The sequence below is a fragment of the Pelagibius sp. genome, assembly GCF_028289705.1.
Classification (GTDB): Bacteria; Pseudomonadota; Alphaproteobacteria; order Kiloniellales; family Kiloniellaceae; genus Pelagibius.
This window is the reverse complement of record NZ_JANQOI010000010.1, coordinates 17,810-35,074: the sequence shown is the minus strand read 5'-3', so window position 1 is coordinate 35,074 and position 17,265 is coordinate 17,810. Positions and strand designations below refer to the sequence as shown.

General features: G+C 65.1%; 12 protein-coding genes. 5 read left to right on the top strand and 7 right to left on the bottom strand.

All coding sequences use genetic code 11. The features are described 5' to 3' along the window. Nucleotides 1–15: 15 nt before the first annotated feature. The 5 genes from Q0996_RS00800 to Q0996_RS00780 all read right to left on the bottom strand — a co-directional run bounded on the left by Q0996_RS00800 (nucleotide 16) and on the right by Q0996_RS00780 (nucleotide 6,319). On the bottom strand, nucleotides 16–1,347 hold the full coding sequence (locus tag Q0996_RS00800; protein WP_299615003.1) for an iron-containing alcohol dehydrogenase: 1,332 nt from the start codon (nucleotides 1,345–1,347) through the stop codon (nucleotides 16–18). After that, nucleotides 1,344–2,876 carry an FGGY-family carbohydrate kinase gene (locus tag Q0996_RS00795; protein WP_299615001.1) on the bottom strand — a complete coding sequence of 511 codons (1,533 nt, stop codon included), beginning with the start codon at nucleotides 2,874–2,876 and terminating at the stop codon, nucleotides 1,344–1,346. The genes Q0996_RS00800 and Q0996_RS00795 overlap by 4 nt, the downstream gene beginning before the upstream one ends. A gap of 83 nt (nucleotides 2,877–2,959) precedes the next feature. Then, entirely contained in the window at nucleotides 2,960–4,447 is a 1,488-nt protein-coding gene (locus Q0996_RS00790; RefSeq protein ID WP_299614999.1) for an ABC transporter substrate-binding protein, read from the bottom strand. A gap of 99 nt (nucleotides 4,448–4,546) precedes the next feature. After that, nucleotides 4,547–5,422: a carbohydrate ABC transporter permease gene (locus tag Q0996_RS00785; protein WP_299614997.1), complete on the bottom strand. Its 876-nt coding sequence runs from the start codon at nucleotides 5,420–5,422 to the stop codon at nucleotides 4,547–4,549. 3 nt (nucleotides 5,423–5,425) lie between these two features. Further along, a complete protein-coding gene (locus Q0996_RS00780; protein ID WP_299614995.1) occupies nucleotides 5,426–6,319 on the bottom strand; it encodes a carbohydrate ABC transporter permease in 894 nt (297 codons plus the stop codon). A gap of 256 nt (nucleotides 6,320–6,575) precedes the next feature. Between Q0996_RS00780 and Q0996_RS00775 the strand changes: the two genes are divergently transcribed. The 5 genes from Q0996_RS00775 to Q0996_RS00760 all read left to right on the top strand — a co-directional run bounded on the left by Q0996_RS00775 (nucleotide 6,576) and on the right by Q0996_RS00760 (nucleotide 15,103). Then, complete coding sequence (locus Q0996_RS00775; protein WP_299614993.1) at nucleotides 6,576–7,562, top strand: sugar-binding transcriptional regulator; 987 nt, start codon at nucleotides 6,576–6,578, stop codon at nucleotides 7,560–7,562. 119 nt (nucleotides 7,563–7,681) lie between these two features. Beyond that, nucleotides 7,682–8,482, top strand: a complete 801-nt coding sequence (locus tag Q0996_RS00770) for a hypothetical protein (protein ID WP_299614991.1) — start codon at nucleotides 7,682–7,684, stop codon at nucleotides 8,480–8,482. Between the two features lie 12 nt (nucleotides 8,483–8,494). Then, nucleotides 8,495–8,671: a suppressor of fused domain protein gene (locus Q0996_RS25520; protein WP_367575657.1), complete on the top strand. Its 177-nt coding sequence runs from the start codon at nucleotides 8,495–8,497 to the stop codon at nucleotides 8,669–8,671. A gap of 108 nt (nucleotides 8,672–8,779) precedes the next feature. Continuing rightward, nucleotides 8,780–10,342: a polyphosphate:AMP phosphotransferase gene (gene pap, locus Q0996_RS00765; protein ID WP_299614989.1), complete on the top strand. Its 1,563-nt coding sequence runs from the start codon at nucleotides 8,780–8,782 to the stop codon at nucleotides 10,340–10,342. A gap of 141 nt (nucleotides 10,343–10,483) precedes the next feature. After that, nucleotides 10,484–15,103 carry a hypothetical protein gene (locus Q0996_RS00760; protein WP_299614987.1) on the top strand — a complete coding sequence of 1,540 codons (4,620 nt, stop codon included), beginning with the start codon at nucleotides 10,484–10,486 and terminating at the stop codon, nucleotides 15,101–15,103. Nucleotides 15,104–15,123: 20 nt separating this feature from the next. Here the strand turns inward: Q0996_RS00760 and Q0996_RS00755 are convergent, their stop codons facing one another. Together Q0996_RS00755 and Q0996_RS00750 are read right to left on the bottom strand one after the other, a co-directional pair. Further along, nucleotides 15,124–15,741 (bottom strand): hypothetical protein, encoded by a 618-nt coding sequence (locus tag Q0996_RS00755; protein ID WP_299614985.1) that lies wholly within the window; start codon nucleotides 15,739–15,741, stop codon nucleotides 15,124–15,126. Between the two features lie 304 nt (nucleotides 15,742–16,045). Beyond that, nucleotides 16,046–17,254 carry a HAMP domain-containing sensor histidine kinase gene (locus Q0996_RS00750; RefSeq protein WP_299614983.1) on the bottom strand — a complete coding sequence of 403 codons (1,209 nt, stop codon included), beginning with the start codon at nucleotides 17,252–17,254 and terminating at the stop codon, nucleotides 16,046–16,048. Nucleotides 17,255–17,265: the final 11 nt, after the last annotated feature.

The window sequence follows — 17,265 nt, the reverse complement described above, 5'->3', positions numbered from 1 at the left end:
AAGTCCCGGTACGGTTCAGCAGTGGCCGGCGACGAAAGCGTCGAGCCGGCCGCTGTCGTCCGCGAGATCGAGGGCGGTGAAGCGGTCCCGCGTAAAGCGGCCGTCGCTGACGATCTGACGGTAGAAGCCCGGATCGAGGCCCAGGTCAGCGGCGGTCTGCTGACAGCCGGCGGCCGTCATCGCCGCCTGCAGGCGCTCGAAGGGCAGCATCACGGCGCGCAGGGGGGCAGCGAAGCCCTCCCAATCCTCGGCGAAACGCGCATTCAGCCGGTCGGCGGTGGCGCCGTCGATAGCCTTCTTGCCGGCCTGTTCCGCCATCATCGCGGCAACCTCCGGGCCGTAGCGTTGGGCCAGCCGCTCATGGGGAATGACCGTCGGGCAGATCTCCGGCGGGCTGTCGGACCCGAGGATCTGGTTTTGCAGGGCCGAAAGGGTAAGCGTCGTCACCCCCACCTGTTCCCCATGAGAGGTGCCCGGGTGGGCCTGACCGGCAAACATGTCGATACAATGGGAGATCATATGCTCCGCCATGCTGCCGGAATGTGTGGTGCCGGTAAAGATCGTCCCCAGGCCCATGATCGTGGAGATCCGGGTTAACATCGCCAGCGACTCGATGTTGCCGGACGTCAGATCCGCGGCATGGTCCAGCAGGCCGTCTTCGTCATAGGCCAGCAGGATATAGGGGGAGCGGCTGTAGGTGGTGTCGAACAGCATGTGCGACATCAGCCAGTCGACCTGGGCCGTGGTGCGGCAGATGACATCGGCGAAGGCCGCGCGCACCAGGCGCTGCGGACAGCCGGCCATCACTTCCAGGTCGAAAAACACCCCGCGCGCGGAATGGCAGGTGATCGACTTCTTGAGCCCCGAGGAGGCCACCGAAGCCGTCGGCGTCGTGTAGGCGTTCATCGGCGAGGTCGGAAAGACGGAATACTCGCGCCCGTCCTGAAAGGTTGCGTACTTCACGCTGTCGCTCACGGTGCCGGAGCCGACGGCGATCAGCGCCTCATAACCCCGGGTCTCCACCATCAGCTCGGCCACGCCCTCCTCGCTGCAGCGCGGCTGCTTCCAGATGAACTCGTCGACGGTGCCCAGCGCCTTCAGGGCCTGGAAGATCCGGGCGCCGAGAACGTCGCGGGTGTTCTCGTCGCAGACCACCAGCAGGGAGCGTTCGGGATGCAGGCGCCCGATCAGATCGGCCTCATGCCCGTCGAGGGTGGATTCGATCACGATGGACTCGATGGGCAGGCGCAGGGGGGCCTTGGTGGTCGGGTCGATCCACTCCCCGGCGACCAACTGGTCGATGACCCCGCCATAGGATACCGCTGTTGCCGAATAGCTCGTCGTCATGCCTCAGTCCTCTTGGATGCGAAGGCGACGAGCTTGCGGCTGGTCGCGGCGGTGGCGTCATAGAGCCCGCGGTAGATCTCGAGCAATTCGCGATAGTCCTCCCAGGTCGCCGGATCGGGCTGCACCGCCGTCGTGGCGCCGGCCATGGCCTCAGCCGCCTCGACGATGGAGCCGTACCAGCCGGCGCCATGGGCGGCGATCATCCCGGCGCCCAGGGCCGAGGCCTCAACGGTGTCGGAAATCAGCACCGCCTTGCCGGAGGCGTCGGCCAGCATCTGGCGCCAGAGTGGGCTCGCCGCCCCGCCGCCGATGGCCAGGTACTCCTTGATCTCCAGACCGGCGTTGCGCTCCAGCAACTCGCCGCGCATCACCTGATCCAGGGTCATCCCCTCGATCAGGGCGCGGTAGACATGGGCCGGGCCGTGACCGCCGCCGAAGCCGATCAGGCAGCCACGGGCCGCCGAATCCCAGTGGGGGTCCATGACGCCGGACCAGTAGGGCAGAGCCATCAGACCCTCCGAACCACGGGGAACGGCGTTCGCCGCCTCCTCAAGGCATTTGAAGATTGCCGGATCCTCGCGGCCGCCGGGCGTGAACTGGTCGACGAACCAGTTGATCAGAAAGGCGCCGGAGCGCAGGCAGTTTTCCAGGATATAGCCCTCACCCTGGGCGGCGATCTCGGTCCGCCAGGCCCGGTCGTAGGCATAGACCGGCAACCAGACGCCGGAGACCACAGCGGTCCCGAGGTTGATGTAGGCCCGGTCAGAAGCGGTGCAGTTGGTGCCCAGGCCCGCAAGCTGCCCATCGCCCCCCGCAGCGAAGATCGGGGTACCGGCGCGCAGCCCCGTCGCGGCGGCGGCCTCGCCGCTGACCTCGCCCAGGCAGTCTCCCGGCGGGTAGACCCTGGGCATCTGCGCCACATCGAGCCCAAGCGCCGCCAGGATCTCCTCGGACCATTGCTTGCGTTGCAGGTCGAAAAGCCCCATGGGGTCGGCGGAGATCCAGCCGGTCTTGAGCTGGCCGCAGAGGCGATGCACCAGAAAGGTCTGAACATCGGCGAAACAGGCGGTCCGCGCGAAGCTCTCCGCCTCGTGGCGCTTCATCCAGAGATAGCTGTAGACGCAGGGCGTGATATCGGGGTAGCGGCCGGTGATGCGGTGGATCGTCTCCGCGCCAAGTTCGGCACTCAGATCCTCGACTTCCTGGCGCGCGCGTTCGTCGAGCCAGACGATGGCCGGGCGGATCGACCGCCCAGTATCATCCAGAAAGGCCACGGTCTCGCGCTGGTTGGAAATGGCCAGGGCCGCCACGCGCCCGGCGTCGACCTGGGAAAACAATTCCTTGAGGGCGGTCACGCAGGCGCGCCACCAGTCCTCCGGCTCCTGTTCGAAATGAAACAATTTTGGGTTCGACAGGCTGAGCGGTGCGCGCCCCTCGGCCTCGGCCCGGCCCTCCCGAGTCCAGGCGATTGCCTTGGTGCTCTGGGTCGAGGAATCGATCCCCACGACAAGATCGCGCGCAGATACCATGACGCCTTGCTAGACCCGCCTGCTGAATGGCCAAAAAAAGGGGGTGGACCGCGGAACCCCGCGGCCCACCGCCGCACCCTACCTCAACCCGAAACGATCTTATCGACCTTCTCGGCAATGGAATCCATCGCTGCCTTCGGGCTGTCGTACTCCCCGGCAAAGAAGCGGCCAAGTTCAACAGGGATAGTGTCGTTGGAAAGCTCTGCCCATTCCGGCAGGTCCGGCTCGGAGCCCATGTAGTTGTCGATGGTCTCGCGCACCACGTCCAGGTGGCGGGTGGTGCCCGGGATGCCGTGCTTGGCGTTGGCCTTCACGCGGGCATCGTCGTAGACGCTGGTACGCGTCGGCCCGGTACCGCCGCCCAGGGTGGTGATGAAGACCTGGGTATCCGCCGAGGTCGCCCACTGGGCGAAGAGCCAGGCGGCGTCCTCGCTCTTGGAATACTTGGAAACGGCCAGCGAAGACCCGCCCTGGTGGCCGACGCCCGGGATCTCACCGAAGCCGGTTTCCTTCACGGTTCGAAGCGCCTTGGGCGCCGGCGGAATGGCGGCTTCCATGAGGCCGGAGACCTGTGAGGCATCCGGATTGTCCCAAGAGGGGAAGAACTCACCCCAACTCAGCACCTGGCCGGCGATGCCCTGGCCGACGGACTGGCCCTGGCCGTCCCAAGTCCAGGAGGTCACACCCGGGGGCATGTTCTCCTTCAGCTTCACCCAGTAGTCCATGGCGGCGAGGCCGGCATCGTCGTTGCCGGAGAACTTGCGGTCCGGCCCGAAGATGGAGCCGCCGTGGCCCCAGAGCCAGGCCGTCCAGTCGCATTCCAGGCTGTAGTGGCCGGACTTCATCTGCCCGGTGGTGCCGTAGATCGCCGGGCCCTTGGCCTTCTGGATCGCCTGTGCATTGGCCAGGAACTCGTCCAGGGTCGTGGCCACCTTGAGGCCCAACTCGTCGTAGATGTCCTTGCGGTACATGTAGATGAAGATCGGAATGTCGTAAGGCACGCCGACCATGATGTCTTCGTACATGGAGATGCCGTCGACCAGCGGGCCCAGGAAGTCGTCGAAGTTGTAGTTCGGCATCGCCAGGGCGCTGTTGGCGGCATACTTCTCGCGCGGGTCGATGACGTCGCCCGAGAAGCTGGCCATCCAACTCTGGTCGAGATAGTAGAGGTCGTAGGTGCCGAGGCCCGAGGCGACGTCCAGGGTCAGCTTCTGCAGCACCTGCTCCAGCGGCAAGACCTCGATCTCGACATTGATGCCGGTGGCCTCTTCGAAGAACGGCTTCAGGTGCTCGTTGATGGCGTTGGACGGCGGCGTCGATTCCGTTGCCAGACGGATGGTCTGCCCGGCAAAGGGCTTCGCCACGTCCTTCAGCCAGGCCATCATCTCGGCGTCTGGGACGATGTCGGCAGCCAGGGCGCTGTTGAAGTTTCCGCGCCGGAACCCGAAGGGCATGGTGGTGGACAGGCCCAGCGCCCCGGCGCCGAGCCCCAGCTTGCCCGCGGCGCGCAGGAAACGGCGCCGCGACACCTCACCCCGGACGTAACGGTCCGTGATCGAGGCAAGGTACAATTTCCGATCAGACTCTCTCATTGCGTTTCCTCCCTCATTGTCGGGCCCGGCCGGGCCCCTTTTCAGATCGCGGACGGCGGTGGCACATCGCGGTCCGCCTCACTGTTTCACCGATCCAAGTGTGAGCCCGCGCACGAGGTTTTTCTGCACGAGCAGGATGAAGACGAAGGCCGGCAGGATCGCTGCCGTGCCCAGCGCGGCCATATTGCCCCAGGCGGTGCCCGTCGACGTGACGAAGGTCGAGGAGACCACCGGCACCGTTTTCAGCCCCGTCTGGGTCAAGGTCAGGACGAAAAGAAACTCCGTCCAGGAGAAGATGAAGCAGAGCACCGCGGTGGCTGCGATCCCGCCGACCGCCATGGGCAGCACAAGCTTCCTGAAGATCAGAAAGCGCGAGGCGCCGTCGATCAGCGCGGCTTCGTCAATCTCCTTGGGAATGTCGTCGAAGAAGCTCTTCAGCAAGAGCACCGCCAGCGGCATGTTCATCAGGGCATGGATCAGGATCACCCCCTGGTAGGTGTCCAGCAGTCCGAAATCGCGATAGATGAAGAACATGGGAATGGCCACGGCTACCGGCGGCATCATCCTTGTCGAAAGGATCCAGAACACGAAGTGGTGCTGGCCGCGAAAGCGCATGCGTGAGAGCGCGTAGGCCGCCAGGGTGGCGATGACGATGGCCAGAACCGTCGAGCAGACCGCGATGACGATGGAGTCCCAGAGCCGCGGGGTCATGTAGAAGTCGCCGCCGCCCGGCAGCACCGCCAACCCCTCTTCGAAGCCCAGGGAAATCCCGAAGACCTCCTCGTAGGACTTGGCGCTGGTCTCGAAGGAAAAGACCTTGGGCGGGATGGAGAAGATCTCCCGGTCCAGCTTGATGGACAGCGTGACCCAGTAGTAGATCGGGAAGACGAACAGCATGACCACCGCCCAGGCGGCGAAGGCGCGCAGCAGTCGTTGAGTGCGGCTGAGGACCATGGCCTACCACCGCACCTTGAAGATCGCGACGAAGAGGTTGGCGGCCACCAAAATGACGATCAGCGCAAAGAGGCTGAGGGTGGCGCCATAGCCCCACTTGATGAAGCTGAAGGTCTGCTGCCAGGCATAGAGACTGAGGGTATAGGTCGAAGTGCCGGGACCGCCCGAGGTCATGACGAAGACGTAGTCGAACATGCGGAACAGATCGATGCCGCGGATCAGCACGGCGATGGCGATGACCTTGCCCATCATCGGCAGGGTGATGCGGCGAAAGATCTGCCAGGAATTGGCGCCGTCGATCATCGCGGACTCGAAGGGGTCGCGGGGCAGGGAGCGCAGACCGGCGACGAAGATCAGCACCATAAAGGGCGTCCACTGCCAGACGTCTGCCAGGATGACGCCCCAGAGCGCCAGTGACGGCGTTGCCAGAATGGGCGTGGCCTGGGTGAGTATGCCCAGGGACTGCAGCATCCAGGTGATGAGGCCGAACTGTGCGTCCTGCATCAGCAGGAACATCATTCCGGTGATCGCCGGCGGGATGACCAGGGTGAGGGTCAGCAGCCCGCGCAGGAAACCGAAGCCCGGATCGTCGGAATCGATGAGCAGGGCGATGGCCATGCCGAGGACAAGCTGAATGGTCAGGCAGACGCCCGTATAGAACAGCGTGACGTAGAACGCGCTCCACATGCGTGGATCGGCGAAAAGCTGCGCCCAGTTGTCGAAGCCGACGGGAACGATCTCTCGCTTGCGCGGCGCGAACTCGTGGAAGGAGAGGTAGATATTGTAGAAGAGGGGGTAGACCGCGAAGACCACCAGGATGACGATCAGCGGTAGCAGCCAGGGCAGAGGGTGGTCGGACACCATGAAGCGCGGCGCCCGGAGTGCCCGCGTCACCATGCGGACCTCGCCGGTCTTTGCTCGGTTCTTTGTGGCTCGCCCGGCGAAACAGCCGTTCGCGCGCGCCTTTGTCCCGAATTCACCAGGACCCTCCCCAATCACGGTGCCAAGCCTCTGCACCGAACTTCGGTCCGGCAGGATTGCGCCGCCGCCCGCTTGCTTTTGTCGTTGAGATCAGGGTCGCATAACATTTTTTTCCGTGCAATATCATTTGTTCATGGTATTGCTCAAAGGACGGGCAGATAAGGACGTCCTTATGGTGCGGGCCAATCCCGATATCACGCGGCTCGGCGAAGAGGGGCATCGCGAAGGCTGGCCGGAGCAGCTCGCGGTGCGCATCTGCTGGCACTACTACATGCTGGGCCGGACCCAGCAGGAGATCGCCGAGACCCTGGGCATCAACCGCGTGCGTGTGAACCGCCTGCTGGCGGAAGCCCGGCGGCGCGGCGTGGTGCGGGTCACCATCCACTCCAAGCTGGCGGAGAACGTCGCCCTCGAACAGCGCCTCGCCGAGACCTTTGGGCTGGACTTGGTGGAGGTGGTGATCGGCGATGTCGCCGACGAGTCCCAGCTTGCGGAGGTCATCGGGCGGGCCGCCGCCGCGCCGCTGAGTGCGCTCTACGAGGACGGGATGACCATCGGCATCGCCTGGGGCGTCACCTTGAAGGCGATGGTCCAGGCGACCGAAGACAAGCCGCTGCGCGAGGCCGCCGTGGTCTCCATGCTCGGCTCGCTCACCCGGCGCTCCTCGGTGGATGCCTTCGAAGCGACCACCGATCTCGCCGCCCGCCTGCAGGCGGAATGCTACTACCTGCCCGGTCCCATCGTCTGCGACAGCGAGGACAGCCGCAACACGATCCTGCAGCAACCGATGATGCGGGAGGTCTATCTGAAGACCCAGGCGGCCGACCTGGCGCTGGTCAGCGTCGGCGGCCTGGATTCCAGCACCATCCGGCGCATGGGCTTCGTCTCGGACGCGGAGTTCCGGGAGGTCTCGGAGGCCGGCGCCATCGGCAACTTCCTCGGCTACTACATCGATGCCGAGGCGGAGATCCTGGATCACCCCATCAACCGGCGGGTCCTGGGCTTTCCCCCCGGCGACTTCATCAAGATCCCGCGCCGGGTGATGGTTTCAGGCGGCGCCACCAAGGTTCCGGTGCTCCACGCCTTGCTGAAGCGCCGTTACTTCACCGACTTGGTGATCGATGCCGACACCGCCAGGGCCCTGCTGGAGCTGTCCTGAGGCGCCTCAAACTGATCGCACGGCAGGCAGCCGATCACTGCGCCAGCAGCAATTCAATCGGAAGTAGTTTCTCCGATCCGGTGCTGCTAGGCTCCCCATAGATAGCGTAGGGGAGGAGCATGCGCCGATCGCTTCCGGTTGTGGGCGCCATGATTTGGCTGGCCGCCTGTCAACAAAGCCTCGAACCACAGACCTCCTCTTTTGCTGATTTGCGGCCAATCGAAGGCCAGATCGTTCTCGGTAGCGCTTCGGTGGGTGGAGCCATACGCCGCGAGATCTGGAAGCAACGCGCTTACTCGCGCTATGGCGACCAGCTCCAGATTACGACCGCGACAGAGGCCCGGATTTCTGTATCACGGAAAGGCGGAACGGTCTTCATGCAGGTAGCGTTCACGGAGGCGGATGTCGACTTCGACAACATGCCAGGGGGCGAGGACACCTACTATGTGGATGTTCGGAACCTGAAAGGAACGTCCCTCGACATTGAATACAACGCGCATACCGGCGCGACTCTCGTCTCACTAGAGCAGCATGGAGTCCCATATGAACTCGTGGGCCATCGTACCCACGAACTTGGGAAGCAGCTTGCCCGGGAGCACTTCGGTGGGCTTATCGTCCGGCAGGGAAGAAAGCTACCCAGGCTCTTCATTGGAACCTTCTCCGTGCCCGGAGAACCGGAAATCGACCTATTTGTAAGCGGCACAGTTCGAGGGGAGACCATGCTGGACGGCCGCAGGATTGTCGTCGTCATGGTGGACGACGTGGCGACACTGTTCGGCAACACCGTGGAGGTGGCGGGTCACCTCTATCTGGATCTGGCGAGTGGCCTTTCCATCAGCTCCGACTTTGTTGTTTCCGGCATTCGGTATGGCGGCGGCTCCAATGAATTCGACATAAGGCGCGACCTAGCGATCAAGTGATCGGATGAAGCAATCAAGGCCCCCGGTGAGCGAAAGCAACCGCGCAATACGGTTACCTGGCTTCTGATGGTCCCCATTGCGGGGGCCGAGTATCGTTTCGCCGAACGGAAGGGCCCGGACGCCCTCGAGGCGGCCCTCAAGCTCAAACAGGTCGATATCTTTAACATCCAGCGACCGTCGATCTTCTGAATGAGTGGCCGCCGAACTGCCGAAATTCTGTGCTAAGCTGTTGCCGACAAATGGGCGATCGGCTCCCTCTGGTGTCCGGAGCCCCACCAACTTAAGTGGATTCTGGCGATGTTTGAAACCGCCGAGCTCGGCAGGACACTCTCCAAGAAGGACTTCAAAAAGGCGGTTCCCGCCTTGCGGCAGGAACTGCTGGAGCTGCAGAACGAGCTGCATAACAACGGACACTTTCAAGTCGTCCTGGTCTTTGCCGGCGTCGACGGGGGCGGGAAGGGAGAGACCGTCGGCCTGCTCAACGCCTGGATGGACGCCCGCTGGCTGATCACCCGGGCCTACGACGAGGCAACCCGCGACGAGAACGAACGGCCGGAATACTGGAAATACTGGCGCGATCTGCCGCCGCGTGGGCAGATCGGAATGTTCCTGAGCGCCTGGTACTCGCAGCCCGTCCTCGACTTCGTCTACGAGACCAGCGGCGAGGCCACGTTTCTCAGACGGTTGAACCGCATCGTCCGCTTCGAGCGGGCGCTGGCGCGCGATGGGGCGCTGGTCCTGAAGTTCTGGATGCATCTCAGCCGTGAAGCCCAGGAGCAGCGGCTCAAGAACCTCGAAAACGACCCGCTGACCAAAGCCCGGGTGACGGAGCGCGATTGGGAGAACTGGCAGAACTACGACCGCTTTATCGGCGCGGCCGAGCAGGTCATCTCCCGCACCAACAGAGGGGTCGCCCCCTGGACCGTGGTCGAAGGCACGGATGCCAACTACCGCTCCGTCACGGTCACCACCCTTCTGCGCGACGCCCTGGAGCGCAAGCTGAAGGACATCGCGGTACAGAACGGCGCCGGTGCGGTGGCGCCGAAGCCGAAGAAGAAGGCCAAGAGCGCCAAGTCAAAAGCCGCTGCCAAGACGAAAGCAGTGGGCAATAGCGGCTATCGGGCGGCTCGGTCGATCACCGTGCTGAGCGAGCTCGACATGGCGAAGTCCGTCGATAAGACGACGTACAGGGACCAGCTCCTGGAACTGCAGGCAAGGTTGCACCGCCTGCACATCAGGGCCAAGGCCCAGAAGGTCTCCAGTATCCTCGTGTTCGAGGGGCCGGACGCCGCCGGCAAGGGCGGAGCTATCAGGCGCGTGAACGAGGCCCTCGATGCACGCAACTACCAGGTCCACGGGATCGCCGCGCCGACGGACGAGGAGAAGGCACAACACTACCTCTGGCGGTTCTGGCGGCGCCTGTCCCCCGCCGGCCAGATCACGATCTTCGACCGTTCCTGGTACGGACGGGTTCTGGTGGAGCGCATCGAGGGCTTTGCCAGTGAAGACGAGTGGCGGCGATCTTTTGGCGAGATCGACGACTTCGAACAGCAACTGATCGAGCACGGAACCGTCTTGATGAAGTACTGGATCCATATCACCAAGGACGAACAACTGGCGCGCTTCAAGCTCCGTGAGAAGACTCCCTACAAGCGCTGGAAACTGACAGACGAGGACTGGCGCAACCGCGACAAGTGGGAGGACTACGAGCAGGCGGTCAACGACATGGTCCAGTACACCAGCACCTCAACCGCGCCCTGGACGCTGGTGGAGGGCAACGACAAGCGCTTCGCGCGCCTCAAGGTGGTCAAGACCTTCAGCGACCGTCTGGCCGCGGCCCTGGGTGAGACCAACGATTGACACGCGGCTGACCGCGGCACCCCGAAATCGGGGCGTGCCGCTGGCAAGGCTTGCTCTATACTTTGCGCAGAGAGCGGAGTCCTCCAGCAAGAAAGAGCCAGCCGTTCCATGAGCAGAGCCATATGGCGAGGTACGCGTCCGATGTTCAGAACGCTTGCCGGCCTGGTGATTGCGTTCTGCCTCCTGGCAGTGGCGGGTGCCGGCAACGGCCTCGCCCAGACGTCCGCGGCCTCCCCGCTTTGCCACAGCCCCGGCGGAGTCACCGTCCTTACCTGGGACGAGGATGAGCCAGGCCTCAGCGATGTGCAGCAAGCCGCCAACGCGGCGGCGCGACGTGCGGCGCGCCAGCTTGGCCGCGGGCTCGGCCCGGCGCGGATCTGCAATGTACCGCCAACCCTCGGCTCGCCGCCGGAGCAGGTGCTCGTAGCCGCGCTCGCCGCGATTGCCGAAACATCGGAGCCGGGCGCCCTTGCATGGTTCGATCCGGCCGTTCCCGGCCTGGTCCATACCGCTGCCCTGGGTGGCTCGCTCGAACCCTGGCTGGGGCCGCCCCTGATCGTCCTGCGGACCGTCGATCTCGAAGGGACAGCGGCGGCGCAAGGCGCCGAGGCCCTGACCGAGGAACTCCATCAGGGTCTGCTCCTGTCTCACGGGCTGACGGCGTTCATGGCCGGGGACGGGTTTCGCGCAAAGCAGATCCTGGAGGCCGCGAGCCCGAAGGCGAGGCTGGCGCATATCTGGCAGCAGGCGGTCCTTCGCTGGACCCGCCAGGGCGTGCCCGACCTGCAGCTCGAAGGCAGCGTCGTGCGGCGGCTGTGGTCGAGCTATGCCACAGCCGACCCGTCGGTGGCGCTCTTCGAATCCATCACGCCCTCCAGTCCCCCGGAAGAAATCTGGATCGGGCTGCTCGATGGTTTCGTCGGCGCCTTCGGTCAACCGCTCGACGAAGACCGGGCGCTCCCGGTCACCGGGCCCCTGGTGATGCTGGGACGCCTTGTCCACGACCACGAGCAGCGCCGGGCGCCACATCAGCGCCGTGACTCGGCAGCCCTTTCCGAAGCAGCGGCACAGGCATTCTTCAGAGGCGATCAGGGTTGGTCCAGACGCGTGAACCGCGCGGTGGCGCCGGACCTGGCGGTGCGGCGCGGGGAGTTTGCGCTCGCCATCCACAGCCTCGTCATCGAGTGGCAGAGGCTCGCCGAACAGCTCCATCTCCGCGACCAAAGCCCCTTCGGCTTCCTGACAGACGATGGCGATGCCACGGCCATCGCTTGCCAGGCACCCTCGGCGCAGGATCGCCGTGATCACCTTGCCCAGGCCGGCGAAGCCTTCGAGCGTGCCGGAAACGGGGGCCTGCGCCTGGTGACGGAGGCCTTGGATGCCTGGCTGAACGGTTCGCAAGGACCGGGTTCGCTGACCCGTGACGGCAGCGCCTGGCTGACCAACTTTCCCAATCTCTTCAACATGCGTCAGCCGATCGCACAGCCCGCCGCCCTGAACGCCGTGAGAGAGCGCGGGCGGGAACTGCGGCTGGACCGTCCGCGGGCACGCAGCGGCATTGAACAGCTCTGGACCCTCGACCGTCTGCTCGGTGGCGAGATCTTCGATCAACATGAGCGCGAAGACGTTCGGCTGATCCTCGGTCAGTTCGATCTTCGGCCTGTCGGCCGGTCCCGGGTCCTCTATTGGCTGCTGGAGCAGAACCTCGAGACCTTCGCCGTCGACCGCCAGTTCTTTGAACGATACACAGAGCGCCTCTACCAATTCATCGAGCCTGGAGGCAGCCATCAGGCTCACCGTTCCTTGCAAGAGCAGTCGGCAGACCTGGTCCTCGCCGCCGCAGTCGACGATTTCTACGGCGCCCTGACGCACTATCACAAAGGGGACCTGAGCGGCGCGGTAACGGCGCTACAGCGCAGCGACCTCGCGGCCTTCTGGCCGACACTGCTCGACATACCGCAGCCGAACCCCGGCGCGTTGAAAGACCCCCGCGACCGGCCGCTTCCTTCGGTGGGCCTCGAGATCGCGACCTTGAACATCGCGGCCCAGATCGCCGTCCTTGTCCTCACCAACCAAGCCGATGGGATCGCCCCGCTGGTCAGCGAGATTGCGGTCCTCGTCTCGGAGATCGCTGCTCCCGGAATCGTCAGGGAAGGCGGCTACGCGCTGTTCCTCCGCGACGCCGTGCGCGCGTTGATCGACTATGCGCTGCTCAACGAAGAATGGATCGAGCCGTCGGACAACCGAACGGCGGAGAGCGCCCTGGCCGACGGCATGGCCGCAATGCAGCGTTGGAGGACGGTGCCGGCCAGCGGTGCCGGAGCCGAAGCGGACTGGCGCGGCCGGGCCGCAAGCCAGTTGATTCAGGCCGCGCTGATGGATGTCTACTGGCTGCTCGACGGCGGGCGCGACGAGGCGCTGATCGCCGATGCCAACGCTTCGGCTCTGGCCGCCTTCAGTGACTTCTCCCGGCACGCCCCGGCCGGCCGGCCGCTGTTCGCCCTGCTCGCCGGACTCCAGGCGCAGCTTGGCGATATCGCCACTGACAATGGCCAGCCGCGGTTTCTCTCCGGTGCGCGGCAGTTTGCCGCTCTTCGCCGGGCCGGGATAGTGATGCGCGATCTTGTGCCGGTCGACGATCCGGCGGTGTGGCTGGACTCCAACCGCCGCTGGCCTTTGATCCTGATCGATATCGCCTCCAAGGTCCTGTCCTCCCTGCCGAGCGACGCGGCGAGCCTTGAGGATGCCTTCGGCCGCGCCTTCGATCCCGGGTCCCCGGCCCAGGAACGGCTCGACCTGATCCGCGAGACGGCGCTGACCGGGCGCGCGCAGGGGCCGGCCGCCCTGGTCGCCGCCTTTCAACTCGTGGCGCCCGGCACGCTTTCGGGTGAGGCCACGACGTCGATCGACGAGTTCGATGTCTCCGCGTTCGGCGCGGCCCTCCTGGACGCGCTTTCCGGTCCCGCGGACTTCGTCGCCTATGCCTCTGCGGGCCCGCCAGAGCCCAACCGAACACAGAACGAAGCCGACCGGTCTTTGCACGATCGCTTTGTGCAAGCCGTTTGGGCGGCATCCACGGCCTCGCGCAACGGCGCGCACGACGCCGCTGCGGCGTGGCTGGAGAGAGCCGAGACGCTCTGCCCCCCGTTGTCCGTTCCGCTGCGCATGGCACGCGCGGTGACCGCGGCGCGGCGCTCCGCATGGGACGAGGCGGCTGAACATACCTCATCCTACGCCGAGGGCTTGCTTGGCGAGGCAGTCCCTGTGCCTACGATCCGCTTCTCCTGGTCGCAGAGCATTGGCCACTTGGTGGTGGACTTCTCGCTGGGCTTCGACCTCGACCAGGTCTATGCCACCAGACCCCGTGGAGAGATCACCTTCGGAATCGGCGCGTCGGTCACGCCGGAAACCGTTACCCATGCCGGCTGGGCGATGCGCCGATCCCCCGGGGAAAACGTAACGGCGGTCGCCCTTCACAACGCCTTCGTCTTCGAGATCCTCACCGCCGTTCATCGCAACCGGCCGGATGAATTCGACAGGGTCCTCGGAAAGCTCGAGGCCCTGGCGTTCGGTGCGCCGGGCTGGTCGCTGGTAGGCGAAGGCTTAAGCCCTGACGCGCGGCACGTCATCCGTCCATGGAGTCTGGAGGACTCCCACGACTGGCCCGCTCAGCTCTATGTCGTCGCAACGATCGCTGAGCTTCGCGGCCATACGGCGATGGCCCGCCGGCTCTTCGATGTCGTCGATCAGGCGCTGAGATGGGCCGACCCGCCGGGTGCGGCCGGCGGCAACGGCGATGAGGCCCGGTCCTTCACCAAGGCGGCGGTCGACGAGCATCTAAGGTGCGACGACCTGGACAAACCCATGACGGACGCTGAGCGGCAGCAGAGCCTTTGGCCCGCGGTTCAGGCGCTGGGCCGGCTCGCCTGTCAGCGTGCCTTTGAGAAGGCCGGGCTGGCACCCGATCCGAGCGACCGGACGCGCGCCCTTACCGAGGCGCACGAAGCCGATCCCATCCTCATTCCCGCATGGGTTCTGAGCCTTGACCGGCTGCGCCGCGATGGTGATGAGGCCGGACTGCAGACGCTTTCCGACATTCCGGGTGCGCTCAAGGCGGCTGCGCTCGCCGAAATGGGAAGCGGCAGCCCGACAGCGCCGATGGCCGATCTGATGGCGGCCGGTTTGAGCTGCGAGGCTTTTGCCATCGGCATCGAGGCGAGGGGAGGCCTGCCGGTCGCCCCGGAGGAGATGCAACGGCGCTGCCCGGGTGGCCCGACCCAGGCGGATGCCGCGATTCTGGCAGGGCTGCTGGCCGACCAACAAAGAGACCAGCCTGCTGCGCTCGGCCTCTGGCGCCTGGGGTTTGCGGTCGGCGCCCGCAACGGTTATCTGCCGGCCTCCTGGCATAGGGGCGAGGATCTCATTGTGAAGGCTGCCTCGGCATTGATTCCAGACTGGGCTGACGGTCGCCTGGCCGCCGCTTACCTGAGCGACCTGGAGGAGGCGGCTTGGCGCCGCGGCCACAGGGAAATCTCGTTCAGCCTCGCCATCTACAGGGCCCTGACCGAAGCCGCCTTCGATCTTCCGGCCAGCAGATCCCCGTCATTGCTGCTCGACCAGCTGGGATTCGGCCCCGGCACCCGCTCTTCCGATCCGAAGGTACAGGCCTTGATCGATGTCAGCGGCGCCGGCAACCCTGAATCCGCAAGGACCATCGCCCGGACCTACCTCGCCAGCATCGGTGTGCGGATCCAGCCCTGACGTGGACGTGGGGCAGGCGCTCACTCGGATTCGCCACCGCAATCGTAGAGCACCGCCAGCAGGTCCAGTTGGCCCGGCAGGGGCTTGGCATGGCCCTTGAGGTCGGCAGCCTCGACCAGACCCAGAAGGTCGCGGATGGACGCGATATCGCCGCAGCTCTCCAGGTCATGGTCGGCAAGCCGCTCGGCAACGCCGGCGCCGATGGCGGCCTTCAGCGCCGCCGGCCTGTCGTCCGGCTTCAGCTCCCGGGCCAGGGCAACAACGTCCACTGCCGGCCAGTGCGGGCTCGTGGAGAGCCAGGCGGCCAGCCGATCTTCGCTCAGCGGTGTAAGGTGCAGGGCCGTGTCGGTCGCCGGGGCCGTCTGGGACCCGAGAACCAGGGCCTCCAGGGCCGGGGCGCTCTGCATGGTGACAAGAAGGCCGTCCTCGGTTTCAAAGGCCGCGCCGTCACCGGCCGGGGCACGGTCCAGCCGAACCCGATAGAGCCCGTCTTCGAGGGCTGAAACGGCTTCATACCGTGGGCAGTCCGAGCACCCGGCAACCAGATCCACCGCCGTCGTCCACCAGTGGCTCAGGTTCTGGTGCAGCGACGTCAGCCCGCCTATGGTCGCCATCAGAACCAAGGCGGCCGCAATCAACGGGCGCCTCTTGAGCTGCGCCGACCACTGGACAAAGCGCGCGGCTGGCCCCTGTTTCTTGCCCTCGACGGCCAATTCCATTCCTCTCGCAGCGGCTGCCGGGCTCGGAGCCGATGGACTCCGAGCTTTCCATCCCACGCTACGAAGCGCGGCTTGAAACTTCAACAGCACAGCGTCCGGGAAGCACCGTCAGGCTCTTCGCCCAAAGGCGCGCGCGATCCACCGTTCTGGCGGATCATCTCTGTGGAGAAATCTGGAGCTTTTCGCTTGCCTGCGCGCGGTCATCCGCGGCGAAATGGAACTGCTACGCCAGCACGGCGCGGCTGGGCATGCGCTGGGCGCTGTAGCCGGGATCCTCGGTTTCGCTCAGAGTGCGGCTCCCGGGCAGATGAACTCGCACGACCGTGCCCTGGTGCTCGGCACTCTCGATCGTCAACTCGCCGCCGTGCAGCTCGACCAGCCGCTTCACGATGGGCAGGCCCAGCCCGATGCCCTCCCAGCGCCGCGTCATGGCATTGCCGACCTGTTCGAAAGGCTCGAGAATCCGGGCGATCGCCTCCTCGGGGATGCCGACGCCGTCGTCAGCGACGGAGAAGGTGAGGCCGCCGTCTTCCCGCGGTGTCGCCTTGACCGAAACACTACCGCCGGCATCGGTGAACTTCACCGCGTTGGACAGCAGGTTGAGGATAATCTGCTTCATGGCGCGCGCATCGCCGAAGAACCTCTCGGCCGAGGGATCGACGGACATGTGAAGGGCCACGCCAGACGCCTCGGCCCTCGGCGCCACCATCGAAAGGGAGGAGCGGATGGTGGCCTTCAGATCGAACTCCTCCTCGATCAAGACCATCTTACCGGCCTCGATCTTGGAGATGTCGAGAATGCTGACGATCAGGTTGAGCAGGTGCTCGCCGCTCTGGCGGATTTCGCAGATGTACTCGATGTAGGTCTCGTTGCCGATCGGCCCCTTCAGCTCCCGCAGCATGATTTCGCTGAAGCCGATGATGGCGTTGAGCGGTGTGCGCAGCTCATGGCTCATGTTGGCGATGAACTCGGACTTCGCCCGGTTTGCCGCTTCTGCCGCATCCTTCGCCGAGGCCAGCTCTGCGCGCGAGCGGGCGGAGCGGATCGCATACCGGATGGAGCGGTCCAGCAGGCTGGCCGAAAGGTGTCCCTTTTCAAGATAGTCAGAGGCGCCGGCTTCCATCGCCGCGTAGTCCAACTCGTCCGAGCCTGCGCCGGTCAACAGGATCATCGGCGTATTGCTGCCGGCGGCCACAGCATCGGCCACGATCTCGGTACCGGTTTGTCCGCGAACATAGTAGTCGAGCAGAGCAACGTGATAGCGGTCCTCGCAGAGAGCCGTGAAGCCGGCCGTCGGGCTTCTCTCCCAGACCAGCTCGTAACGGACCTGAGAGTCCCTTTGATTGATCTCGCTAAACAGCTCGCGCGTCAGCAAGACGTCATCCTCATCGTCGTCGATGAGCAGTACTCTGATGGTCCGTTCGTCTTGCATGGTCGCGGCGG

Excerpts from the sequence above, each read along its gene's own strand:
- Q0996_RS00795 (WP_299615001.1), bottom strand. The coding sequence starts at position 2,876 with ATGGTATCTGCGCGCGATCTTGTCGTGGGGATCGATTCCTCGACCCAG.
- Q0996_RS00785 (WP_299614997.1), bottom strand. The coding sequence starts at position 5,422 with ATGGTCCTCAGCCGCACTCAACGACTGCTGCGCGCCTTCGCCGCCTGG.
- Q0996_RS00760 (WP_299614987.1), top strand. The coding sequence starts at position 10,484 with ATGTTCAGAACGCTTGCCGGCCTGGTGATTGCGTTCTGCCTCCTGGCA.
- pap (WP_299614989.1), top strand. The coding sequence starts at position 8,780 with ATGTTTGAAACCGCCGAGCTCGGCAGGACACTCTCCAAGAAGGACTTC.
- Q0996_RS00750 (WP_299614983.1), bottom strand. The coding sequence starts at position 17,254 with ATGCAAGACGAACGGACCATCAGAGTACTGCTCATCGACGACGATGAG.
- Q0996_RS00775 (WP_299614993.1), top strand. The coding sequence starts at position 6,576 with ATGGTGCGGGCCAATCCCGATATCACGCGGCTCGGCGAAGAGGGGCAT.
- Q0996_RS00800 (WP_299615003.1), bottom strand. The coding sequence starts at position 1,347 with ATGACGACGAGCTATTCGGCAACAGCGGTATCCTATGGCGGGGTCATC.
- Q0996_RS00780 (WP_299614995.1), bottom strand. The coding sequence starts at position 6,319 with ATGGTGACGCGGGCACTCCGGGCGCCGCGCTTCATGGTGTCCGACCAC.
- Q0996_RS00770 (WP_299614991.1), top strand. The coding sequence starts at position 7,682 with ATGCGCCGATCGCTTCCGGTTGTGGGCGCCATGATTTGGCTGGCCGCC.